This is a genomic window from Brevundimonas albigilva (genome assembly GCF_023503965.1).
In the GTDB taxonomy this organism is placed as follows: Bacteria; Pseudomonadota; Alphaproteobacteria; order Caulobacterales; family Caulobacteraceae; genus Brevundimonas; species Brevundimonas albigilva.
The window spans coordinates 2,615,728-2,638,758 of sequence record NZ_CP097298.1 but is presented as its reverse complement, the minus strand read 5'-3'; the positions used below and the strand labels follow the sequence as shown (position 1 = coordinate 2,638,758).

Sequence of the window (23,031 nt, the reverse complement as noted above, 5' to 3'; positions counted from 1 at the left end):
GACAGGGCATGTTAGGGTCGCCGCTCCAGCCGCCGAGGTCCCTGATGCTGTTCACCGCCCTCGCCCATCTGATGCTTCAGTCCCCCGCGCCGGTCCCCGAGATCGCGTGGGACGCTCCCGCGCCCGCGGTTGCGGAGGTCGCGGCGCCCCGGCCTGAGGGCGCGCCCGTTCCGCAATGGGCGCTGACCGATCCGTTCGGCTATGAGCGCGCCCGCTGCAATCCGATGGTGCGGGGCGACACCCCGCTGGACGTCTGCCAGAGCCAGGTCAGAAGCGCCCTGGCCGCGGCTCTGGGCGACGATCTGCCCGACGCCCTGAGACCGCGCGGCATGGCCGGCGATTGCCAGATGGTCGAGGCCGCCGCCGGCGGTTCGGACTACGCCCTGCAATGCGGCGACCGGAGCCGGAACGCGGTCGCCTCCACCGCGCCCCAGGAGATGGATTGTCGTCCCCGCCCCGAGCGCGGCGGCTTCACCTCGGAGTGCCGACCGGCGAACAGCCTGGAGTCGAAGGGCCTGAAGCTGCGGCTTTGGGGCGGCGAGGACTGAGGCACGCAAAAACGCCGCCCGCGACAAGGCGGGCGGCGTTCGAATCGTTTCGCGAGGATCAGTTGCGGTTGTCGCGCAGGCTGTCCTTCACGCCGCCGACGGCGTTCTGAACCTTGCCTTCCACCTGATCGGCGCGGCCCTCGGCCTTCAGCTTTTCGTCGCCGGTCACCTTGCCGGCGGCTTCCTTGATCTTGCCGCCGATGTTCTTGCCGGCGCCTTCGATACGGTCTTGATCGGGCATAAGAATTCTCCTGTCCTGTTCGGCGTCCTGATGACGCAGAGAGGCGCCGAAAGAACGGATCACCCGGGCGCGGAGTTCCGTACGGCTCAGCTGACGTGGCGCATCCAGGCCGCCACCGCCCAGGCGTGGGCGTCGTGGCGCAGGCGCGACAGGGCCACCGTCGGATCCAGCCAGGTCAGGGTGTGATCCGCCTCCTGCTTGGCTTGGGGATCTTCCGACACGATGTCGGCGGTCCAGTAGCCGCCGACATTGTTCACCGCCTCGCCGGTGGTCTTGACGAAATACTGGCCCGCCTCGGCGATCCGCTCGCCGGGGCGCACGGTCAGTCCGGTCTCCTCGACGAACTCGCGCGCCAGGGCCTGGGCCTCGGTCTCGTCTCCGTCCAGGGCGCCGCCCGGCAGGTCGAAATAGCTCTGCGCGCCCCGCTCCACCCTCACGCAGGCCAACAGCCCGTCGCGCAGCACCAGGCCGAAGGCCGTGGGGCGCCGGCGGTGGTCCAGGACGGGATCGGGACGGCCGAATTGCAGCATGATCAGGACAGAACGCGCAACGCGGCTAGAGGTCGAAGACCAGGCGCGCGCGCACGCCCTTGTGGCCCGGGTCGAACTCCACCGCCGAGCGCAGGCCCGACGCCATGGCGGAGATGATCTTGCCGCCCAGGCCGGTGCCCTTGGGCGAGCCGTCGCCAAGGCCGGGCCCGTCGTCCTCGACCGTCAGTATGGCGCGGCCGTCGCTGTCGGACTTCAGGTGCACGCGGATTTCGCCGCCCTGTCCGGGCGCATAGGCGTATTTGACCGCATTGGTGACCAGTTCGGTCACGACCACGCCCAGCGACACGGCCTGGTCCGTCGTCACGCTCATCGGTTCGGCGTCCAGGACCAGGCGCGGCGACCCGGCGTCGGGCCCCACCGACTTGGACAGTTCGTCCACCAGCCCCGTCAGATATTCGTCCATCGCCACCCGGCTCATGTCGCCAGAGGTGTAGAGGCGACGGTGCACGTGGGCCACGGCCTCGATCCGGGCCTGGGACTCGCGCAGCGCGTCCTTGGCCCCCTGGTCCGACACATGCCGCATCTGCAGCGACATGAAGCTGGACACCAGCTGAAGCGAGTTGCCGACCCGATGGTTGACCTCGCGCAGCATGGCCTCCGCCCGGTCGCGGGCCAGGCGGATTTCCTCCTGCGCGGCCTCGTTCTCGCGTTGCAGGCGACGGCGCAGCAGCGCGTCCTCCAGCGCCGCGCGCAGCAGGGAGGTGAAGTCCTCCGACACGTCCTTGATGACATAGTCGGCGGCGCCGGCGCGCAGAGCCGCGACCGCGATGCGGCCCTCCTGCGCGCCCGTCACATAGACGACGGGCGGCGGCTCGGGCAGGGCCATGATGTCCGGCAGGATGTCCAGGCCGTCGCGCGCAGGCATGTAGTGATCCAGCGCGCAGACGTCATAGGCGCCGGCCCGCAGCAGCTCCAGTCCCGCGTCGCCGTCGGACGCACAGGTGACGGCGTAGCCGTGCCGCCCCAGCTCCTTCTCGACCAGCCGCGACAAGCCGCGATCATCGTCGATGTAAAGCAGGCGAATGGTGCCCGGAATTTCGCTCACTCGATCTCCGGAGCCTGCATGACCGACAGGAACAGGCCCAGCTGGCGGATGGCGCCGGCGAAGGATTCATAGTCCACCGGCTTGGTGATATAGACGTTGCAGCCCAGGTCGTAGCAGCGTTGGATCTCGACCTTGTCGTCCGTGGTCGTCAGCACCACGACCGGCGCGCGACGCAGACGGTCGTCGGATTTCACCTTCTCCAGAATGTCAGTTCCCGACATATCCGGCAGGTTCAGGTCCAGCAGGATCAGCAGCGGGCCGTTGGCCAGCACCTCGGCGCTGAAAAGATAGTCCAGGGCCGAGCCGCCATCATCGAAATGCTTGATTTCGTTATTGATGTTCGCGCGGCGAATGTTCTTCTCGATCAGCTTGGCGTGACCGTGGTCGTCTTCGACCATGACGATTTTTACGGGGTGGGTCACAGCGCGGCTCCTGGTTCCGAGACGATCAGTCGTTTGGGGAATTTCAGGATGAAAGTCGAGCCCTTGCCGAGCTCGGACTCCACATCGATGGTTCCCCCCAGGCGACGGACGCTGTTGCGCACGAAGGCCAGGCCCAGTCCCTCGCCCGTCCGATCCTGGCGCCCCGATCGGCGGAACAGCTCGAAGATGCGTTCGTGGTCGCGCGGCGCGATGCCCCGCCCGTTGTCCGCGATCCGATAGACGGTCCAGCCGCCGGGGACCTCCTGGCCGGACACGACGATCTCTCCGGGTCGGTCGTGATCCAGATACTTGACCGCGTTGTCGATCAGGTTGCCGAAGATCTGCTCCATCGACAGCCGGTCGCTTTCCAGCACGGGCAGCGTTTCCACCACGATCCTGGCGCCCGAGGCGTCGGTCTGATGGTGGACGCTGTCTGCGATGTTCTGGGCCATGGCGGTCATGTCCAGCGTCTCGGGCGACAGGTTACGCCGCCCTTCGCGCGACAGCTTGAGGATGGCGTTGATCAGCCGGTCCATCTTCTCGGTCGAGGCGCGGATGAAGCCGATGGCCTCGGGCATGTCCTCGCGCACGGCCATGACCACGTCGGGCTGGACCTCGCGGACCTTCTGGGCCTCGGTGATGGCGTTGTCGATGACCTTGCCCGCCTGCTCCAGCTCGGAGGTGTAGCCCATGACGTTGACCAGCGGCGCGCGCAGGTCGTGGCTGACGATATAGGCGAAGCGCTGGATTTCCTCGTTGGCGCGGATCAGGTCGCCGGTGCGTTCCTCGACCGTCGCCTCCAGCCCCGCGTTCATCTGGTTCAGCTGGTCCCGCGCGCCCTGGATCTCGATCACATAGCGCCGCACCAGCCAGGCGGACAGGCCGGCCAGCACCAGCACCAGCAGGGCCGCCGTCACATTGGCCGCCACGGTGGCCCGCGCCAGCCGCTCCGACGATTCGCTGCGCGCGGCGATGCGGGTGGACTTGAGCTGGTCGAAATCGGCGACGGCGGCCCGCAGGTCGTCCATGACCACCTTGCCCTGCCCCGAACGCACGGCCTGGATGGCCGGCCCGATCCGCCCCTCGCGCGCCATTCGCAGCGTCGAGGCGAGTTCCGCCTGCTTGGTGGTGGCCAGTTCCTCGATGCGACGCACAGAGGGCCAAAGGGACGGGTCGTCCATCGCCGCCCGATGCAGCCGCGCCGTGGCCGGACCCAGAACCTCCTGGGCCTGCCGATAGGGCTGCAGGAACTCGCTTCGTCCGGTCAGCAGGAAGCCGCGCTGCGCGGTCTCGGCGTCAAGGGTGGCGATCAGCACGGTGCGGGCGTCGCGGCGCATGGCCTGGGCCGTCTCGATCTGATCGTTCGTCTGGGCCGTGCGCTGGCTCATGACGAAGGTGACGACGTTGACGGCCAGCAGCAGGGAGAAGGCGACGGCCAGCAACCCCATCACGGATCGCGCCAGCGACGGCGTGCGCAGGAACTCGCCGATGCGGCTCCAGGTCGAACGAACAGAAAGGTCCATGGGAACGGAGCTTTAGCGTGGCCGCACGCCCCGTCAAAGCGATTGTCGTCTCAGACCTGCCCCAGGGTGCGCAGCCGCGCCTTCGGATGGATTTCGTTCTGGCTCATCACCACGGTCTGGCCGCGGAACCGCTCGATGATCGACCGGACGTAGGGACGGGTCTGGGGGCCGGTCAGAAGGACCGCGTTCTCGCCCGACATGGCGATGCGTTCGAAGGTGTCGCGCACCGCGCGGATGAAGTCCTGAAGCCGCGAGGGCGCCATGGCCAGCTGCTTGTCCTCGCCCCCGCCCACCAGGCTTTCGGCGAAGGCGTTCTCCCACTCCGGCGACAGGGTCACGATCGGCACGGCGCCGTCTCCGCCCTGATGCTGCCAGCACAGCTGCCGCGCCAGGCGGGCGCGCACATGCTCCACCAGGGTGGTCACGCTGGTGGTGTGCGGCGCCGCTTCCGCCAGCCCTTCCAGGATCGCCGGCAGGTCGCGGATCGACACCTTCTCGCGCAGCAGCGACTGCAGCACCCGCTGCAGGGTCGTGACCGTCACCACCGTCGGGATCAGTTCCTCGACCAGCTTCTGCTGCTCGGGGCCCAATTCCTTGAGCAGCTTCTGGACCTCGCCGTAGGACAGCAGCTCGGCCATGTTCTCCTTCAGGATCTCCGTCAGGTGGGTGGTCAGCACCGTGGCGGGATCGACGATGGTGTAGCCGCGGAAGGTCGCCTCCTCGCGCAGGCCCTCCTCGATCCAGGTGGCCGGCAGGCCGAAGGCCGGCTCCTTCATGTGCTCGCCGGGCAGTTCGACCTGTCGCCCGGCCGGGTCCATGGCCATCAGGTGGCCCAGCCGCACCTCCCCCGCCCCGGCGTCCATCTCCTTGATGCGGATGGCGTAACCCTGGGTCGGCAGCCGCATGTTGTCCAGGATGCGCACCTGCGGCATGACGAAGCCGTATTCCTGCGCCAGCGACCGACGCAGCGCCTTGATCTGGTCGGTCAGGCGACGCCCCTCCAGGTCGTTGATCAGGGCCAGCAGCGAGTAGCCCAGCTCGATCTTGACCTCGTCGATGGTCAGGATGTTGCTGATGGGCTCCTCGACCTCGGGCTGCGGCTTGGCGGCGTCGAGCTCCTCGGCCGTCGGCTGCGGCTTCAGACGCTCGCGGCCCAAGCGCCAGGCCATGAAGCCCGAACCGATGGCCAGGGCCGCGAAGGGGATCAGCGGCATTCCGGGGATCAGGCCGATCAGGCCCGCCGCGCCCGACACCACGCCCAGCGACACCGGATTGGTCGCCAGCTGCGTCACCAGGGCCTTGTCCGCCGTGCCTTCCACGCCCGCCTTGGACACCAGGAAGCCCGCGGCGATCGAGATGATGATGGCCGGAACCTGCGTCACCAGGCCGTCGCCGATGGTCAGCTGCACATAGGTGTTGGCCGCGTCCATCGCCGGCATGCCGTGCTGCAGCGTGCCGATCAGGATGCCGCCGATGGCGTTGATGAAGGTGATGATCAGGCCGGCCACGGCGTCGCCGCGCACGAATTTCGAGGCCCGTCCATGGCCCCGAAGAAGGTCGATTCCTGTTCCAGCTCCTTGCGGCGCAGCTTGGCCTGATCCTCGGTGATCAGGCCCGAGGACAGGTCGGCGTCGATGGCCATCTGCTTGCCCGGCATGGAATCCAGGGTGAAGCGCGCCGACACCTCGGCGATCCGCGTCGACCCCTTGGTGATGACCACGAAGTTCACCACCAGGATGATGGCGAAGATGATCACGCCGATGATGAAGTTGCCGCCCATCATCAGCTGGCCGAAGGCGTTGATGACCTGTCCGGCGGCCGCGTGACCCTCTTGCCCGTGGGTCAGGATCAGCCGCGTCGAGGCCAGGTTCAGCCCCAGCCGGAACAGCGTCGAGACCAGCAGCACGGTCGGGAAGATGGCGAAGTCCAGCGGGCGCTTCATCATCACCGCCGTCATCAGGATCAGCACGCTGGACACCAGCGAGATCGCCAGCAGCAGGTCCAGCAGCATCTTCGGGACCGGCAGGATCAGCAGCATGATGACGCCGATCACGCCGACCGCCATCAGCACCTCGCCGCGGTTCAGCCAGCCCAGCACGTCGCGTCCCGTGGGGCGCGCCATGCCGTCCTTCATCAGCGGGACGTCAGCCACGGCCCAGCACCTCCAGCGCCCGGCGTCCGGCGTCGGCGATCACCGCGTCGCGCTGGTCGTCCGTCGCCTGGGTCGCGCCGGTCAGATAGACCGCCATCAGCACGGGCGCGCGCGCTGACCGGCGTCATCATGCCGATGTCGTTGGCGGTGCCGTTCATGCCCGTGCCGGTCTTGTGCGCCACGGTCCAGCCTTGGGGCGCGGCGGCCTTCAGCCGGTTCGGCCCGGTCGGCGAGGCGACCAGCCAGTCGTGCAGCAGGGCGTCGTGCGCCGGGCTCAGCCGGTCGCTGAACGCCATCAGCCGAATGTTGGCCAGGGTCTGGGCCGGCAGGCAGGTGTCGCGCGGATCGTCGGCGAGGGCGGTGTTCAGCTCGGGCTCCAGTCGCGAGATCAGGGTCGTGGTGTCGCCGAAGCTCGGCCACCACTGACGCCATACGCCGATTCCGCCCATTTCCCGGATCAGGATGTTCGCCGCGGGATTGTCGCTCAGTTCGACCGCCGCCTGCATCAACTGCCGGATGCTCAGGTCGCGGCCGACGGCCGGCCCCGTGGTCGGCGCATGGGGGATCATGTCCGCCCGGGTGACGCGCACGCGGCGTTCCAGGTCTTCCTCGCCGCGCTGGACCCGCTGCAGGGTCGCCGCCGCCAGGAAGGCCTTGAAGGTCGAGCAGAAGGGAAAGCGCTCCTGGGCGCGCCACAGGGCCTGGCGGCCCGAGGCGACGTCCAGCGCGGCCACGCCCAGCCGCCCGCCATGACGGCCTTCCAGGTCCGACAGATGCAGGTCCAGCGGCTGCGCGTCCGCCTGGGGGTCTCGCGGCGATAGCAGCCGGCCAGCGCCAGCGCGCCCGCGCCGGCCAGCAGGCCTCGACGGTCCGGCGTCCGCGCCATCCTCAGGCGGCGTATCCGGCGCCGGGCGTCCCGCCCGAGACGCCGCTTTGCGGCGCGGGGATGCTGGCGCCCTCGTCGGCGTATTCGTTCAGCTTGTTGCGAAGCGTGCGGATCGAGATGCCCAGGATGTTGGCCGCATGGGTGCGGTTGCCCAGGCAGTGGGTCAGGGTGTCCAGGATCAGCGTCTTCTCCATCGCCGCCACCGTCTGTCCGACGAAGCTGCGGGTCACGGCGTCGGCGGCCTGGGCGGCGCGGGCGGCGGGGCCGGCGTCCAGGGCCGGAGAGGCGACGCCGACGGAGCCGCCGTGCGCACCGGCGTCCAGCGCCAGCGGACGGCCGTCGGGCAGGCGGATGGCCTCCACGTCGATCTCGGCGCCGGTCGCCAGAAGCACCGCGCGGTGCATGGCGTTCTCCAGCTCGCGGACGTTGCCGGGCCAGCGGTGCGCGGTGACCGCCTGGCGGGCGGCGGGCGACAGCGGTCGGGCGGCCACGCCGTTGGCGGCGGCGTATTTCTTGACGAAGTGATCGGCCAGCACGGCGATGTCGCCCGGCCGCTCGCGCAGGGACGGCAGGCGCAGGTTCACGACGTTCAGGCGATACAGCAGGTCCTCGCGGAAGGTCCCTTCCGACACGGCGCGCGCCAGGTCGCGGTTCGAGGTCGCGATGATGCGGATGTCGACCTTGACCGGCTTGGTGCCGCCGACCCGGTCGATGACCCGCTCCTGGATGGCGCGCAGCAGCTTGGCCTGCAGCCGGGCGTCCATCTCGCTGATCTCGTCCAGCAGCAGGGTGCCGCCGTCGGCCTCCTCGAACTTGCCGATGCGGCGGGCCACGGCGCCGGTGAAGGCGCCCTTCTCGTGGCCGAACAGCTCCGATTCCAGCAGGTTGTCCGGAATGGCGGCGCAGTTGACGCTGATGAAGGGCTTGTCCTTGCGGCGCGAATTCTCGTGCAGGTAACGGGCCATCACCTCCTTGCCGACGCCGCTTTCGCCGGTGACCAGAATCGAGGCCTCCGAACGCGCCACCTGGTCGGCCAGCTGGATGACGTGCTTCATCGACGGGTCGGCCGAGATCATCGGCTTCTCGTCGTCGGCCACCGCCGACAGCACCGCGGCGATCAGGTCGGCCTCGGGCGGCAGGGGGATGAACTCCTTGGCCCCGGCCTTGATGGCCGCCGCCGCCTCGCGCGCGTCCGCGTCAATGCCGAAGGCCACCACCGGCACGCTGATCCGCTCGGCCTCGTTCGCTCCGATCAGGCTGGCGATGTCCAGCTTGTAGTCGACCATCAGCAGGTCCGCGCCCTGCCCCCGTCGCAACAGGTCGGTCGCCTGGTCGCATCGCTCGACGTGATTGACCTTGGCGCCGTGCGCCATCGCCATCTTCACCGCCGAGGCCAGTTGCCCGCTCAGTCTGCCAACCACCAGAAGACGCATCGTTCTTCTCCTCTAATCTCTCGCGCGGTCGCCGATCAGGCGCCCGCATCCTCGGTCTTGATGATTTCCGTCATGGTCACGCCCAGGCGGTCGTCGACGACCACCACCTCGCCGCGCGCCACCAGGCGGTTGTTGACGAAGATGTCGATGGCCTCGCCGACCTTGCGATCCAGCTCCAGCACCGAGCCTTTGTTCAACTGCAGCAGCTGCGCCACCGACATGTGCGACTTGCCCAGCACGGCCGAGATGTTGACCGGCACGTCGAAGACGGTGGCCAGGTCGGCGGCGCTCTTCGCCATGATCCTCCAACGCCGGCAGGGCGGCGGGATCGGTGAATTCCTCAAGCGACAGATCGTCGGAAGCCATCAGACGTCACTCCTGTCCAGGACGGGATTTTCGGCGTGCCCGGCTTCGGCGGCCAGGGCGGCGGAAAGGGCCTCGCCCACGCGCCGGGCGGCCTCTTCGGGATCGTAGTCGGCGCGGCCGTCGGCCCACTCCAGCTGGAAGGCGGCCGCGGCCAGCCCCGCTTCGTCGCGAAAGGCGACGGCGCCGGTGAAGCCGGAATCGGCGGCGGCCTGGGCGATCATGGCGCGCGCCGTCTCGTCCAGCCCGGCGCCGCGCACCACCAGGCGGGGCGAGGCGTCGACCTCCTGGGCCAGCAGCTCCAGCGCGGCCTTCAGCGGGGCCTGCGGGAAACGGTCCAGGGCCGCGCCGGCGATGGCCCGCGCCGCCTGCAGCGCCAGATCGGCGGACTGCTCGCGGTGGGCCTGGGCCACGCTCTTGAGGGTGGAAAGCGCGGCGCCGGCGGCCTGGGCGATCTGGCTCAGCGCCAGGGCGCGGACGTGTTCGACCTCGGCCAGGGCCTGTTCGCGCGCCTCCAGACGCGCCTGGGCCACCAGGGCGTCCACCTCGGCCGGCAGAAAGCTGCGCTTGACGGGCCGCCATTGCGACGGGCGCACGACCTCGCCGTCGGCGTCGAACTCGGTGTCGAAGGTGAAGGGCTTGGCGTTCATGTCAGTAGATCAGCTCGTCGTCGGCGCCCTGGCCGGCCAGCATGATGTCCCCCTTGGCCGCCAGGTCCTTGGCCACCTGGACCATCGCCGTCTGGGCGGCGTCGACGTCCTTCAGCCGCACCGGGCCCATGGATTCCATGTCCTCGCGCATGATCTTCGACGCGCGTTCGGACATGTTGGAGAAGAACATCTCGCGCAGCCCTTCCGAGGCGCCCTTCAGCGCCAGGCCCAACTGATCCTTCTCCACCGCCCGCAGCAGGGTCTGGACGCCGCCCGGATCCAGCTTGGACAGGTCCTCGAACACGAACATCAGGGCGCGGATGCGCTCGGCCGATTCGCGGTTGCGTTCCTCCAGGGCGCCGATGAACCGCGCCTCGGTCTGGCGGTCGAAGGCGTTGAAGATGTCGGCCATCATCTCGTGGCTGTCGCGCTTGGAGGTGCGCGCCAGGTTGGACATGAACTCGGTGCGCAGCGTCTGTTCGATCTTGTCCAGGATTTCGCGCTGCACCGGCTCCATGCGCAGCATCCGCTGGACGCATTCCAGGGCGAAATCCTCGGGCAGGCTGGTCAGCACCCGCGCGGCGTGGTCCGACCGGACCTTGGACAGGATCACGGCGACCGTCTGGGGATATTCGTTCTTCAGATAGTTGGCGAGGACCGCCTCGTTCACATTGCCCAGCTTGTCCCACATGGTCCGGCCGGCCGGACCGCGGATTTCCTCCATCAGGCCGTCGACGCGGTCCTTGGGCAGGAAGGCGCTGAGCAGCTTCTGGGTCTGTTCGTAGCTGCCCATGACCGAGCCCGAGCCCGACAGGCCCGAGACGAACTCGATCATCAGGGCCTCGACCGCCTCGGCGGTGACGTTGCCCAGGGTGGCCATGGCCTGCGAGATCTCCTTGACCTCGTCGTCGTCCAGCCGCTCCCACAGGGCGGTGTGCTCCTCGCCCAGCGCCAGCAGGATGACGGCGGCCTTCTCCGGCCCCGTCAGCTTGTTGGGGTCCTCGATCGCGGCCTTCTTGGAGACGAGCTTGGGCATCAGCCTTCCGCCACCCAGGTCCGCAGGATGCCGGCCGCCTCATCGGGGTGGCTCTGGACGAAGTCCGCCACCTTCTTGACCGAAGAGGCCTTCACCTGGCCCTCGATGCGGGCGATGTCGATCTTCTGCTCCATCTCGCTGGGCGGCGGCAGCTGGACCAGCTGGGGCTGGCCGTCCGGGCCGATCACCGTGGTCGTCTGAAGCTGCGTCACCGGCACGCCGTCCGCCCCCGCCAGCGCCGGCACGCCCGCCCCGCCGGTCGCCGTCTTCAGCAGCGGGCGCAGCACGAAGAAGATCAGCAGCACGCCGGTGATCAGCAGCACCAGCAGTTCGATCCCGCGCATGATGTCGTTCTTGGAGAAGTCCAGCATCCCGCCGGCGCCGTCCAGGTCGCCCGCCAGGCCGGCGTCGCGGTTGAAGCGAACGTTGACCACCTCGATCTTGTCGCCGCGCGCCTCGTCGATGCCGACGGCGGCGGCGACGAGGGCCTTGATCTGGGCGATCTCCTCGGCGGTGCGCGGGGCATAGGTCGGCTCGCCCTTGCCGTCGGCGGCCGGGGTCAGCTTGCCGTCGACCGCGACCGCCACCGCCAGCTTGCGCACCTCGCCCGGCTCGCGCGTGGTGGTCGTGGTGGTGTTGGAGATTTCGTAGTTGGTGGTCTCGGTGTTCTCGGCGCTGGTCGAACCGAGCGGCGTGGTGTTCGGCGCCGCGCCGCCGGGGATGTTGTTCGTCGCGGTCACCGCGCCGTCCGGCTGGCCCGTGGTGTCGGACGACTGGGAGCCGTTGGTGGAGGTGGAGCGCACCACCTGGCCGTCCGGGTCGAACTTCTGCTCCTGGGTGGTCGAGCGGCTGCGGTCGATGTCGGCGGTGACCTGAACGCGCGCAGCGCCCACGCCGACCACGCCCTCAACGATGTCCTTGATGCGCGCCTGCAGCTGCGCCTCGGTGGCGTTCTTGGCCTCCAGAGCCGAGGCGGTGGTGAACTCGCCGCCGTCGTTGCCGGCGGCCAGGGTGCGGTTGTTCTCGTCGGCGACCGTGACGCGGTAGGGCTTCAGGTTCGGCACCGACGAGGCGACCAGGTTGCGGATGGCGTTGACCTGGTCGCCGGTCAGGTCGCGCCCGCCCAGGCCGACCAGCACGGCGGCCGTCGGCTCGCCCGCGGCGGCGGTGAACATTTCGCGGCGCGGCATGGTGATGTGGACGCGGGCGGCGGTGATGCCGCGCATCGACATGATGGTGCGGGCCAGTTCGCCCTGCAGGGCGCGCTGCTCGTTCAGCTGCTGCTGGAACTCGGTCTGGCCCAGGACCGACTGGTTGTCGAACAGCTCGTAGCCGACCGAGCCCGAGGTCACCAGCCCCTGGCCGGCCAGCATCATCCGCGCCGTGCCGACCTCGTCGCGGTTGACCATGATGGTCGAACCGTCGCCCTTGGACGAATATTTAATGCCCGCCTGGTCCAGGGCGGCGGTGATCTCGCCGGCCTCGCGCAGGTCCAGGTTGGAGTAGAGCAAGGCGTCGGGCGCCTGGCCCATGCGCAGCATGACGGCGACCAGCACCGCCGCCACGCCCGCGGCGACGCCGAGAATGGCCGCCAGGCGACCGATCCCGAACTTCTTCAACGCCTCGGTGAAACCGCCCACGCGTCCCCGCCCCATACTCGCGGAAGACCCGGACGACCCCGCTAGGCAGAAAATGCCGCCCGGATGGTAAACGCCGCGTTAAGAGACGGTTACGCGCCGTCCCTCAACGCGGCCGCACGGCCTCAGGCCGCCTTGCGGCGGTCCTCGCGCGCGCCGGCGATGCGGGCCTCGGCGATGGCGTCGGCGATCTCGTGCGTCGGGCGCGTCTCGGCCGCGGACCGCTCCAGGATTTCCTCGAAGGTCTCGATCAGGCGCGCCAGCTTCATCTCCACCCAGTTCGGGTCGAAGGCGCCGCGCGTCTGGCGGGCGTTCATCTCCGCCGCGACATTGATGATGCCGCCGCCGTTGACGACATAGTCGGGCGCGTACAGCACGCCGCGCTCGAACAGGATGCGGCCGATCTCGGGCGTCGCCAGTTGGTTGTTGGCCGCGCCGACCACCGCCCGGGCGCTGATCCGCTCCAGCGTCTGCGGGTTCAGCGTCGCCCCCAGGGCGCACGGCGCATAGATGTCCGCCTTGACGTCATAGATGGCGTCCGGCGCCACGATCTGGGCCCCCGTGCGCGCGGCGACCTCGGCCAGGACGGCGGCGTTGACGTCGGTCATCACCAGCTTGGCGCCGGCGGCCGCCAGCTTGTCGGCCAGGTATCCGCCGACGTGCCCGACGCCCTGGACGGCGATGGTCAGGCCGGTCAGGTCGTCCTGCCTGAACAGCCGGCGCGCCACCGCCAGGGTCGAGCGATAGACGCCCTCGGCCGTCACCGGGCTGGGGTCGCCCGACGCTTCCGGCCCGTCCTTGAGGCCCAGAACCCGCGTCGTCTCCTTGCGCGCCTCGGCGATGTCGGCGACCGACACGCCCACGTCCTCGGCGGCGTAGTAGATTCCGCCCAGCGTATCGACGGCGCGGCCGAAGGCGCGGAACAGCTCAGGCGTCTTCTGGGTGCGGCTGTCGCCGATGATGACCGACTTGCCGCCGCCCATCTCCAGGTCGGCGATCGCGTTCTTGTAGCTCATGCCCCTGGACAGGCGCAGCACGTCCTCCAGCGCCTCGGCCGCCGAGCCATAGTTCCACATCCGCGTGCCGCCGACGGCCGGACCGCGCGCGGTCGAGTGAACGGCGACGATCGCCTTGAGACCGGTTTTCTCGTCGAAAAAGGCGTGCACGCCCTCATGATTCGCGAAAGACGGAGAATCGAACAGCGTCATGCCCATGATAGGCGCTCCCTGGGTAATATTCTTGTTGCCCGGCAGATAGGCCGCTCGCCTGTAATGGGCAAGCATGACCGTTTCGCGTCAGCGTTTCGCCAGGGCTTCGAGATGCGGCAGAACCGGCCCGGCGCCCGACGGCAGCGGCCCCGCCGGATCGCGCAGGAAGCCGACCACGTCGCGATAGACCGCCTCGGCGTCCAGGTCCCGGTTCAGCAGATGCCACCCGTTCGGATACCAGGCGGTCCGCAGGGTCGCGTCGGCGGGCATATGCTCCAGCGCCCGGCGCATCGGCCCCTTCTCCACGACCTCGTCATGGGCGCCGTACATCAGGATGGCGGGCGTGCGGATCAGGCCGATCCGCCGCGACGAGGCCTCCATCAGGTCGACCAGGCCGTAGATGGTGTCGAACCGCGTGGAGAGCAGGCTCTGGGGGTCGCGCCCGTTGCGGTAGAGCTCCAGCACATTGGACGAGGCCTGGATGCGGTCCGCGATGAAGCGGGGCGGCTCGACGGCCTTGGACCCGGCCATCCGCGCGGCGATGTTCAGGGCGGCGCTGTTCAGCCAGCCTTGCGTGGTCCAGCCCCAGACGCCCGGCGCCAGCAGCACCACCCGGTCCGCGTCGGGCGGCCGATCCGAGCCGAAGGCGGCGGCCGCCACCGATCCGCCCATGCTCTCTCCGACCACGGCGATCAGGGCGTCGGGATGCGCCGCGCGGGCCAGGGCGACGGCCTCGCGCAGGTCGTCGGTCATCCGCGCCTGCCCGGCCCATTCGCCGCGGCCGGGGGCGGCGCCGAACCCGCGCTGGTCATAGGCCCAGGTCTCGATCCCCTGCTCGGCCCACCACGGCCCGGCCAGCCGGAAAGAGGCGGCGTGGTCGTTCATGCCGTGCAGGGCCACGATCACCGCCCAGGGCCGCTCTCGCGGGGTCCAGCGCATCAGCGGCAGGCGCGCGCCGTCGCTCATAACCAGGGCGCGATCCTGAACCGACGGCCCGGCGAATCCGGCGGACGGCGTCAGCGGCGGCTGGATATGCGGCGCGGCGCACGCGGCCAGAGCCAGGACGGTCAGAACCAGGGCGGAGCGCAGGGCGGCGGGGAGAAGCCTCATGCCCCTCAAATGCGCCTTCGCGGTCATGGTTTCTAGAGACGGCCGGCCGCCTCGTGCGCCAGCAGCCACCGCTTGCGCTCCAGACCGCCGGCGTATCCGGTCAGCGTGCCGCTCGCCCCGATCACCCGATGACAGGGCACGATGACGCCGACCGGATTGGCGCCGTTGGCCAGGCCCACGGCCCGCATCGCCTTGGGCGCGCCGATCGCGGCCGCCAGCTGGCCGTAGCTGCGGGTCTCGCCGGCCGGAATGTCGCGCAGCGCCGCCCACACCCGGCGTTGGAAATCGGTGCCGCCGGTCCTGACCTCCACCGCGTCGAAGGCGGCCAGGTCGCCGGCGAAATAGGCCGCCACCGCCGCGCGCACGGGCTCGGGCGCCCGTCCCGGCGTCAGGACGACCTCGCCGTAATGGCGGCGCAGCAGCCGCCGCATCCGGTCCTCGAAGTCGTGAAAGTCCAGCGCGCGCACGGCGCCGTCGGCGTCGGTCACGACCAGCACCTCGCCCACGGGCGATGCGACGCGGTCCAGGGTCAGGGTCAAGGTTTCGGGGGCGTCATGCGGCCTGGGCATTCAGGGTCTCCTTGGCCAGGGTCCAGTACAGCGCGCCATAGGCCCGCCAGGGCCGCCAGCGTTCCGCGCGCGCGCGCAGCATCGGGTCGTCGGTCGTCAGACGGTCGCTGGGCGGGTCGTCGCCCGCGTCGCTCCACTCGCCCGGCGGCCTGCGTCCCGGATGGGCGGCCACCGCCTCGGCCAGGACCGGATCGGTCGACAGGTCGCGGGCGATGGCGACAGGGTCCGCCGCCAGGTCCAGCACCCGCCGCGTCCGCGCCAGGACCCCCGGCAGGGCGCAAAGCGCGTCGATCTCGACCTCGGCGGTCAGCCGCTCCGACGCCCCGGCGTCCGGCCGAACCGAGATCCGGCCGCGCGCGCCATCGACCTGCGGCGCCAGCATGCGGGTCCAGGCGTCGCCCGACACGGTTTCGGGCATGGCCGACCGGGCGGCCAGCGACGCCAGCATGGCCGGCCAGTCATAGGGGGCGCGGTAGCTGAGGCCTAGCCGGATCGTTCCCCCTGCCTCCCCCGTGCGGCGTCGCCGCAGCGCCGACGGCGGGCGTCCGTACAGGCCCTGGAAGGTCTCGTTGAACCGCCGCACGCTGCCGAAGCCCGAGGCCAAGGCGATCTCGGCCATCGACAGGCCGGTCTCGTGGATCAGCTGCTTGGCCAGGAGCACGCGCCGCGTCTGGGCCACGCTGACGGGGGCGGCCCCCAGGTGCTGGCGGAACAGACGGCGCAGCTGCCGTTCTCCCACCCCCAGCCGCGCGGCCAGGGCGTCGACGTCGCCCCCGTCCAGCGCCCCGCCCTCGATCAGGGCCAGGGCGCGGCTGACGGTGTTGGACGATCCCCGCCAGGCCCCGCCGCGCGGCGCTTCGACGCCGCGCCATCCGGCGAAGTCGGGCGCCGTCTCCGGGCGGCAGCGCAGGCAGGCGCGAAAGCCCCGGCCTCGGCCGCCGCCGCGCTGGGGTGGAAGGTCACGTTCTCGCGCCGGGGCGTGCGCGCCGGGCACACCGGCCGGCAATAGATTCCCGTCGACGTCACGCCGGTGAAGAATCGCCCGTCGAAGCGGGCGTCGCGCGCCACGACGGCGCGCCAGCAGGTCTCGAAATCCAGCGAAGAGTTCATGGGCGGAAGGATGCGCCCGCGCCCCCACGATGTCTCGCGGTTTTCGGACATGGATCGTCAGAACGCCTTGGGCGGCAGGGCGAAGAAGGTCGTGAACCGCTCGGCCAGGTTCCGGTCCCCGGCCAGCCTCAGCACGCCCTCCGCCTCCAGCCCGGCCAGCGGCGCCCCGCCATAGACGGCCCCGGCCAGAACCGGCGGCTGGGTGTCGAACACCACCTCTGCGCCGTCGGCCTGCGCCCGCTCGGCGCTCAGGCCGCCGTCGGCGATGCGAAGGCGAAAGCTCTCGTCGCCGAACCGCAGGCCCACGTCCAACCGGGCGTCGCCGGCCTTGGCCGCGTCGAACATGGTCTCCAGCGACATCACCACAGACACCGGGCTCAGCGGCAGGGTGGGATCGTGCATCGGCGACCGCGCGGCCCAGCGGCCCAGCAGGGCGAAAATGGGCTTCAGCTCCCGCCCCCAGTCCGTCAGCTCATAGACCTGGACCGAGGCCGGCGGCGGCAGCTTGCGGCGACGCACGATGCCCGAGGACTCCAGCCCTTCCAGCCGCTGGGTCAGGACGTTGGCCGACAGGCCGCACAGGTCCTTCTTCAGATCGCCGAACCGCCGGGGCCCGAACATCAGCTCGCGCATGACCAACAGGGCCCAGCGCTCCCCGATCAGGTCCAGCCCGTGCGCCGCCCCGCAGGCGTCGTGATACTTCCGCCCAGGCTTTGCGGTTACTTTTTCTAACTTCATGGTTGACTATCATAATCATCACGCTCACGGTGCGCAAACCTTAGGAGAGGAGAAACGCCGTGCCCAAGATGATCTTCATCAACCTGCCCGTCGCCGACCTGGCCCGTTCGATCGCCTTTTACGAGGCCGTGGGCGCGACGAAGAACGACAAGTTCAGCGACGACACCGCCGCCTGCATGGTGTTGTCGGACGTGATTCACGTGATGCTGCTGACCCACGACAAGTGGAAGGGCTTCACCGACCGCGCCATCCCGGACGCCCACGCCTCGGCCCAGGTGCTGTTGTGCCTGTCGGAGGACAGCCGCGAGGCCGTCGATGCGGTCGTCGGCAAGGCCGCGCAGGCGGGCGGTCAGGCCGATCCGAACGCTGTTCAGGACTATGGGTTCATGTACGGGCGCAGCTACGCCGACCCGGACGGCCACATCTGGGAAACCATGTGGATGGACGCCGCCGCCGTCGCGGCCGGACCGGAAGCCTTCGCCGCCGACCAGCACCAACCGGCCTGAGGCCAGGGACATGACCGACAAGATCGTTCCCTGTCTCTGGTTCGACGGCGATGGCGAGGAGGCAGCGCGCCTCTATGTCTCCCTGCTGCCCGACAGCCGCATCGATTCCGTCAACCGCTCGCCCGTCGATACGCCCTCCGGCCCCGCCGACAGCGTGCTGACGGTCCAGTTCACCCTGGCCGGCCGGCGCTACATGGCCCTGAACGGCGGGCCGAACTTCACCTTCGACGAAGCCGTCTCCTTCATGGTCATGACCGAGGATCAGGCCGAGACCGACCGGCTGTGGGACGCCTTGACCGCGAACGGCGGCCAGGAAAACGTCTGCGGCTGGCTGAAGGACCGCTGGGGCCTGTCCTGGCAGATCACCCCGCGCCGGCTGATGGACCTGACCACCGACCCGAACCGCGCGCGCGCCGAGGCCGCCATGCGGGCCATGATGACCATGCGCAAGATCGACATCGCGGCGCTGGACCGCGCCGTCGCCGACCTTTGACCCCCAAGCCAAGGAGAACGTCATGACCTACGTCAGCGGCTTCGTCACCCCCGTCAAGATCAGCGACAGGGAACGCTACATCGCCAGCGCCAGGGCCGCCTCGCCCCTGTTCAAGGAATACGGCGTCCTGTCCCATGTGGAGGCCTGGGGCGACAACCTGCCCGCCGGCAAGCTCACCGACTTCAGGATGGCGGTGAAGGCCGAGGAGGGCGAGACCGTCGTCTTCTCCTGGGTCGTCTGGCCGGACAAGGCCACGGCCGACGCCTTCGAGGCGAAGATGATGGACGACCCGCGCTTCCAAGAGCTGGACATGCCCTTCGACGGCAAGCGCATGATCTACGGCGGCTTCGAAACGGTTTTCGAAGCCTGATCCGCATCAAGCGGCGGCGACCGCCAGGGCTGGCGTCGGTCGGGGAATCGTCAGGAAGCGGCTCGGCGCCGGCGTCCGGGTCTCCGCCGGCTCGGCCAGCGCCTGGGTCAGGGCCTGGGCCTGGACGATCACCGGATGGGGCGCCAGCACCTCGGGCGTGGCCAAAAGGTCGTCGCCGACCGCCCGCGCCGTCACCGCCGACAGCCAGAAGGCCCCCGCCAGCCCCAGGGCCGGCGGCGCGGCCCACAGCAGGGCGGCCGGGTTCAGCGCCAGGCACAGCCCCGCCAGCCCCAGGCCGAAGGCGAACTCGGCCCGGTGGGCGGCGAAGGCCTCGCTCCAGGACAGGCCGTCCAGGTCGCGCCGCTGCGGCGCCCAGCCCGAATCCCGGCCCGAGAGCACCGACACGACCGCCCGCGTCTGGGCGAACAGGGCCGCCGGCGCCAGCAGGGTCGACAGCGCCGTCTCGATCAGGATGTTCCTGACCGCCGCGTCCGCCCCGCCGAACCGGTCCAGCTCTCCGCGCGCCGTCGCCGCGACCAGGGCCATGAACTTGGGCAGGATCAGGAAGGCCGCCGACACCGCCATGACGCCCAGCAGGGCGCCGGCCGCCGACGGCGAGCCCGCGCCGATCCGCGCGCCCGCCAGCTCGTCCGGGAACACCATCAGCCCGACGCTCAGCGCCAGCAGCGCGATCCACATCGGCGCGGCCAGATAGGTCGAGAAGCCCCGCACCAAGTGGAACCGGCTGACGGGGTTCAACCCGCGCGCCGTCACCACGCCCAGGTGCTGCAGATTGCCCTGGCACCAGCGGCGGTCCCGCACGATCTGGTCGATCAGGCTGGGCGGCCCCTCTTCCCACGATCCGCCCAGGTCCGGCTCCAGCCGCACCCGCCACCCCGCGCGTCGCATCAGGGCGGCCTCGACGAAGTCGTGGCTCAGGATATGGCCGCCAAAGGGCTTTCGCCCCTTCAGGTGCGGCAGGCCGGCGCGTTCGGCGAAGGCGCGGACGCGGATGATGGCGTTATGGCCCCAATAGTTGCCTTCCGTGCCGCACCACCAGGCCATGCCGCGCGCGAACATCGGCCCGTACAGGCGGCTGGCGAACTGCTCCAGCCGCGCGAACAGGGTGCTGGCCCCGATCACGGCCGGGACCGTCTGGATCAGGCCCGCGCGCGGATCGGCCTGCATCAGGCCCGACAGACGGCCCAGCACGGCGCCGGTCATCAGGCTGTCGGCGTCCAGGACCACCATGTGCTCATAGGCGCCGCCCCAGGTCCGGACCCAGTCGGCGATATTGCCCGCCTTGCGGTCGATGTTCTCGGCGCGGCGGCGATAGAAGACCCGCACGCCGCCGCCCAGGGCCTCGCGCAGCCGGCGGAACGCCGCCTGCTCGGCCACGGCGATCATGGGCGCGCGCGTGTCGCTGAGGATGAACAGGTCGAAGCGGTCGGCCAGGCCCTCGGCCTCGACGTCGCGCATCATCGCCTCCAGCCGCGCGAAGACCGGGCCGGGCGCCTCGTTATAGACCGGGGCCAGGATCGCCGTGCGCGCCGTCAGCGGCTGGGTCGTCCCCTCGTCCCGGCGCGGCGCCAGGCTGACCGCGAATCCGGCGAAGACCGAGGCGAAGGCGAAGGCGGTCCAGGCGAACAGGCTGGCGAACAGCACCAGATGCACCACCTCGGCGCCCGTCAGGAAATCGGCGCTGAAGGCGTCATGAAGCACCACCACCGCCAGCACGGTCGTCAGCACGGTGAAGGCGATCAGCGCCGCCCGCCGCGCCCACGGCTGCCCCATCGTCCGGCCGAAATCGCGCACGGGCGGCTGGTCCAGCGCCTGCACCGGCATCGCCAGCGGCGCGGCCGCGGGCAGATCGGAAAGAGGGTTGCGGGCGTCCGGCGCGGACACGTCCGCCTCCCGGAGCGCCGCCGAAACGGACGCCATGGTCGATCCTGATTGTCTGTGGAGCGGGGAGGCTCGACCCACGGAACGACCGAACACCGTTCAGGTTGCGCGTTCCGCGAAAATCTGAGCCGTCCACGTCTCGGTGAGACGCCGCCCGTTCCGCGTTCGAAGCCAGGCTTTCACGTCCGCCGGTTCATCCGATGACGGCGCCACGTCGAAAATGAGGCGCCAGGTGCGCTCAAAGCCGGTCTCGGTCGGATCGGCGGCGACCAGTTCGATGTTGGACACGGCGCCGCGCACCGCGCTCACGGCCGCCCGCGCGTCCTCGGGCCGCAGCCGCGCCAGGTCGGCCCCGCGAAACTCCACCGCCATGCGCCGCCCCTCTCCAGGCGGGGCGCCGGGCCGTCCCGCCCGGCCGGATCGCGTCGCCGTCACCCGGGCCAGGGTCTCCAGGCCCGGCGCATCCCCGTCCCACGTCAACCGATAGCGCAGGGTGCGCGTCTGGCCCGCCGCCGGTCTCGCGGCGGGCGTCCAGAAGGCCACGATGTTGTCCAGCGTCTCGCTACGCGTCGGAACCTCGACCAGCCGCACGCTCCCCCGGCCCCAGCCGCCGACCGGCTCGACCCACAGGCTGGGCCGCCGGTCGTAATACGCCTGGCTGTCCTGATAGCTGTCGTAGTCCCGGTCGCGCTGGATCAGGCCGAAGCCGCGCGGATTCTCGTCGGCGAAGGCGCTGGTGACGACCCGCGGCGGATTGGACAGCGGCCGCCAGATGCGCTCCCCCGCCCCCGTCCAGATCGCCAGCCCGTCCGAGTCGTGGATCTCGGGCCGCCAGTCCTCGCGCGGGCCCGACGTGTTCTCGCCGTACCAGAACATGCTCGTCAGGGGCGCGAACCCCGGCTGGGCGTAGCCGCGCCGGAAGACCAGCATGGCCTCGACCTCCTGCACCAGGCCGTCCCCCGCCCGATCGTTGACGAAACGGTAGGCGCCGACGACGCCCGCCCCCTCCATCAGGGCGTGGATCACCAACCGCCCGCTGGCGTCCGGCCCCAGCCAGAAGCGGGTGAAGTCGGGAAACTCCTCCGGTCCCTCGGCGTAGGTGTCCAGCGCCAGCCCCGCGCCCGACAGGCCGTACTGCCCGAACGGCCCCGGCGAGCGGAAGTAGGAGGCGCCCAGGAACGACAGCCATTCGGCCCGGCCCGGCCCGGCCACGGCCCGGAAGCCCGCGAAGCCGACGTCGTCCGGCAGGGCCCTGAACGGACTGTCCTCGGGCACGATGAAATAGGCGGGATCATAGGTCAGCCGACGGCTGCGGCCGCCCTCGACCAGATTGATCTCCACCGCCCGTCGCGCCAGCACGCCCAGCGACATGAATTGCAGGCCCCAGTCGGCGCCTTGGTCGGCGCCCATCGTCACCGTCCGCTCGGGATCGAAGACGACGCGGAACCCCTCGTCATAGGTGATGGCGTCCAGGTCGCCCGCCGCCTCGGGCCGGGGCGCATGAGGGCGCGCGGCCAGGTCGCGGGCCAGGGCCTTCACGGTTTCGAAGCTGAAGGCCTCGCCCTCCTGGGCCAGGGCCAGGCCCGGCGGCAGGGCGAAGGCGGCGCCCAGGCCGGCAAGGCCCTGAAGCACGGCGCGACGGCGGGGAATCATGCGCGACCTCGTCATGAACGCCCCCGCCCGACAGACTAGAAAGCCGAGCGACCGCTCGGGTTCAACCCTCATCTCGCATTTGCGAAGGACGCGATGTCGCGCCGGCCTCAGCGGCAGAAGCGGGTGTCGGTCGCTTCCAGGTGCAGATGGTCGTGGTGGACGGCGTTGTAGTCGGGGCTCAGCGTCGTGCCGAACACGCGGCAGGCGTCGTCGCGGATGCGGCGCAGGAAGCGCGCCTCGGCCCCGTCGCCGTTCCAGTCGCGCGCCACGCTGATCCGGCGTCCGTCGCGCAGGCGCACACCGGCGAAGTCCAGGGCCGCCGCCTGGGCGTGGGCGCTGATCCGGTTCGAGCCCACGCCGTTATTCACGTTGCGGCAGGCGTAGGCGCCCATGTGGTCGATCTGGACCACGTCCGAGCCCAGGATCTCGCGCGCCGCCGGCTCCAGCGACTGCCGCCGCCAGACGCTCAGCGCCAGCGCCGTCTGGCAGGTCATCTCCACCTCGCCGGGCGCCATGCGCGCCACCGTGCCCATGTCGGCGCCCAGCACGCCGCCCTGGCTCAGGCCGCAGGCGGCGGTGTTCTGGCGATCCGGCACGGGGCTGAAGCGCACCCGCGCCGCCGTCAGCTGGGCCATGCACTGGCCCAGGTCCGCGCCCGCGCGCTTGACCGCCCCTTGCGTGCCCCCGTCGATCGGCCGGTCGATCAGCGCGCCCACCAGCGGCGCGGGCGTCTGCGAATAGGGATAGGCCGGGGGCCGCAGCGGCTCCGGCGGGCGCCGCACGCACCCCGCCATCGTCAGCGCCGCCGCCAGCCCCAGGATCAGGGCGGTCTGCGCCAGGCGAAAGGCGGGCGGGCGGGGTGCGAAGGCGCGCTCGGTCATGGCC

General features: G+C 70.3%; 23 protein-coding genes and 2 pseudogenes. 4 read left to right on the top strand and 21 right to left on the bottom strand.

What is annotated here, in order from left to right; translation table 11 throughout:
* Window positions 1-44: 44 nt before the first annotated feature.
* The gene (locus MU852_RS13885; RefSeq protein ID WP_249750057.1) at window positions 45-548 is read left to right on the top strand and encodes a hypothetical protein; all 504 of its coding nucleotides are present in this window, start codon (window positions 45-47) and stop codon (window positions 546-548) included.
* 58 nt (window positions 549-606) lie between these two features.
* Here MU852_RS13885 and MU852_RS13880 read toward each other — a convergent pair whose 3' ends face one another.
* From MU852_RS13880 to MU852_RS13795, 18 genes and pseudogenes are all read right to left on the bottom strand, one after another.
* Window positions 607-789, bottom strand: coding sequence for a CsbD family protein (locus MU852_RS13880; protein ID WP_249750056.1), 183 nt, complete (start codon window positions 787-789; stop codon window positions 607-609).
* Between the two features lie 86 nt (window positions 790-875).
* Complete coding sequence (locus MU852_RS13875; RefSeq protein ID WP_249750055.1) at window positions 876-1,319, bottom strand: NUDIX domain-containing protein; 444 nt, start codon at window positions 1,317-1,319, stop codon at window positions 876-878.
* A gap of 25 nt (window positions 1,320-1,344) precedes the next feature.
* Window positions 1,345-2,385: a sensor histidine kinase gene (locus tag MU852_RS13870; RefSeq protein WP_249750054.1), complete on the bottom strand. Its 1,041-nt coding sequence runs from the start codon at window positions 2,383-2,385 to the stop codon at window positions 1,345-1,347.
* The gene (locus MU852_RS13865) at window positions 2,382-2,783 is read right to left on the bottom strand and encodes a response regulator (protein ID WP_283843868.1); all 402 of its coding nucleotides are present in this window, start codon (window positions 2,781-2,783) and stop codon (window positions 2,382-2,384) included. Before MU852_RS13865 ends, MU852_RS13870 begins: the two co-directional genes overlap by 4 nt.
* 20 nt (window positions 2,784-2,803) lie before the next feature.
* Window positions 2,804-4,330, bottom strand: a complete 1,527-nt coding sequence (locus MU852_RS13860; protein WP_249750052.1) for a sensor histidine kinase — start codon at window positions 4,328-4,330, stop codon at window positions 2,804-2,806.
* A 50-nt stretch (window positions 4,331-4,380) separates the two neighbouring features.
* A pseudogene (gene flhA, locus MU852_RS13855) lies at window positions 4,381-6,464 on the bottom strand (flagellar biosynthesis protein FlhA).
* Entirely contained in the window at window positions 6,464-7,216 is a 753-nt protein-coding gene (gene bla, locus MU852_RS13850; protein WP_249750051.1) for a class A beta-lactamase, read from the bottom strand. The pseudogene flhA and the gene bla overlap by 1 nt, the downstream one beginning before the upstream one ends.
* A 154-nt stretch (window positions 7,217-7,370) precedes the next feature.
* Window positions 7,371-8,801 carry a sigma-54-dependent transcriptional regulator FlbD gene (flbD, locus tag MU852_RS13845; protein WP_249750050.1) on the bottom strand — a complete coding sequence of 477 codons (1,431 nt, stop codon included), beginning with the start codon at window positions 8,799-8,801 and terminating at the stop codon, window positions 7,371-7,373.
* 35 nt (window positions 8,802-8,836) lie between these two features.
* Window positions 8,837-9,167 (bottom strand): annotated as a pseudogene (gene fliN, locus MU852_RS13840) (flagellar motor switch protein FliN).
* Complete coding sequence (locus tag MU852_RS13835) at window positions 9,167-9,814, bottom strand: FliH/SctL family protein (RefSeq protein ID WP_249750049.1); 648 nt, start codon at window positions 9,812-9,814, stop codon at window positions 9,167-9,169. Before MU852_RS13835 ends, fliN begins: the two are co-directional and overlap by 1 nt.
* A 1-nt stretch (window position 9,815) precedes the next feature.
* Complete coding sequence (gene fliG / locus MU852_RS13830) at window positions 9,816-10,850, bottom strand: flagellar motor switch protein FliG (RefSeq protein WP_249750048.1); 1,035 nt, start codon at window positions 10,848-10,850, stop codon at window positions 9,816-9,818.
* Window positions 10,850-12,490: a flagellar basal-body MS-ring/collar protein FliF gene (gene fliF / locus MU852_RS13825; RefSeq protein ID WP_249750047.1), complete on the bottom strand. Its 1,641-nt coding sequence runs from the start codon at window positions 12,488-12,490 to the stop codon at window positions 10,850-10,852. The genes fliG and fliF overlap by 1 nt, the downstream gene beginning before the upstream one ends.
* A 122-nt stretch (window positions 12,491-12,612) precedes the next feature.
* Entirely contained in the window at window positions 12,613-13,695 is a 1,083-nt protein-coding gene (locus MU852_RS13820; RefSeq protein ID WP_249751969.1) for a Glu/Leu/Phe/Val family dehydrogenase, read from the bottom strand.
* A gap of 87 nt (window positions 13,696-13,782) precedes the next feature.
* Window positions 13,783-14,805 carry an alpha/beta fold hydrolase gene (locus MU852_RS13815; RefSeq protein WP_249750046.1) on the bottom strand — a complete coding sequence of 341 codons (1,023 nt, stop codon included), beginning with the start codon at window positions 14,803-14,805 and terminating at the stop codon, window positions 13,783-13,785.
* 32 nt (window positions 14,806-14,837) lie between these two features.
* Window positions 14,838-15,374, bottom strand: a complete 537-nt coding sequence (locus MU852_RS13810; protein WP_249750045.1) for a methylated-DNA--[protein]-cysteine S-methyltransferase — start codon at window positions 15,372-15,374, stop codon at window positions 14,838-14,840.
* Entirely contained in the window at window positions 15,358-16,113 is a 756-nt protein-coding gene (locus MU852_RS13805) for an AlkA N-terminal domain-containing protein (RefSeq protein ID WP_249750044.1), read from the bottom strand. The genes MU852_RS13810 and MU852_RS13805 overlap by 17 nt, the downstream gene beginning before the upstream one ends.
* Before the next feature lie 56 nt (window positions 16,114-16,169).
* On the bottom strand, window positions 16,170-16,484 hold the full coding sequence (locus MU852_RS13800) for an Ada metal-binding domain-containing protein (RefSeq protein WP_249750043.1): 315 nt from the start codon (window positions 16,482-16,484) through the stop codon (window positions 16,170-16,172).
* A gap of 57 nt (window positions 16,485-16,541) precedes the next feature.
* Window positions 16,542-17,222: a winged helix-turn-helix transcriptional regulator gene (locus MU852_RS13795; RefSeq protein ID WP_249750042.1), complete on the bottom strand. Its 681-nt coding sequence runs from the start codon at window positions 17,220-17,222 to the stop codon at window positions 16,542-16,544.
* 68 nt (window positions 17,223-17,290) lie between these two features.
* Here MU852_RS13795 and MU852_RS13790 point away from each other — a divergent pair, with 68 nt between their 5' ends.
* From MU852_RS13790 to MU852_RS13780, 3 genes are read left to right on the top strand one after another with little or no spacing between them, the layout of a single operon-like run.
* On the top strand, window positions 17,291-17,728 hold the full coding sequence (locus tag MU852_RS13790; protein ID WP_249751968.1) for a VOC family protein: 438 nt from the start codon (window positions 17,291-17,293) through the stop codon (window positions 17,726-17,728).
* A 10-nt stretch (window positions 17,729-17,738) separates the two neighbouring features.
* Window positions 17,739-18,221, top strand: a complete 483-nt coding sequence (locus MU852_RS13785) for a VOC family protein (RefSeq protein WP_249750041.1) — start codon at window positions 17,739-17,741, stop codon at window positions 18,219-18,221.
* A 22-nt stretch (window positions 18,222-18,243) separates the two neighbouring features.
* Window positions 18,244-18,591 carry a DUF1428 domain-containing protein gene (locus MU852_RS13780; protein WP_249750040.1) on the top strand — a complete coding sequence of 116 codons (348 nt, stop codon included), beginning with the start codon at window positions 18,244-18,246 and terminating at the stop codon, window positions 18,589-18,591.
* 6 nt (window positions 18,592-18,597) lie between these two features.
* Here the strand turns inward: MU852_RS13780 and mdoH are convergent, their stop codons facing one another.
* From mdoH to MU852_RS13765, 3 genes are all read right to left on the bottom strand, one after another.
* Entirely contained in the window at window positions 18,598-20,532 is a 1,935-nt protein-coding gene (mdoH, locus tag MU852_RS13775; RefSeq protein WP_249750039.1) for a glucans biosynthesis glucosyltransferase MdoH, read from the bottom strand.
* Window positions 20,533-20,592: 60 nt separating this feature from the next.
* Window positions 20,593-22,146 carry an OpgD/OpgG family glucan biosynthesis protein gene (locus MU852_RS13770; RefSeq protein ID WP_249750038.1) on the bottom strand — a complete coding sequence of 518 codons (1,554 nt, stop codon included), beginning with the start codon at window positions 22,144-22,146 and terminating at the stop codon, window positions 20,593-20,595.
* 107 nt (window positions 22,147-22,253) lie between these two features.
* Entirely contained in the window at window positions 22,254-23,027 is a 774-nt protein-coding gene (locus MU852_RS13765) for an extensin family protein (RefSeq protein WP_249750037.1), read from the bottom strand.
* Window positions 23,028-23,031: the final 4 nt, after the last annotated feature.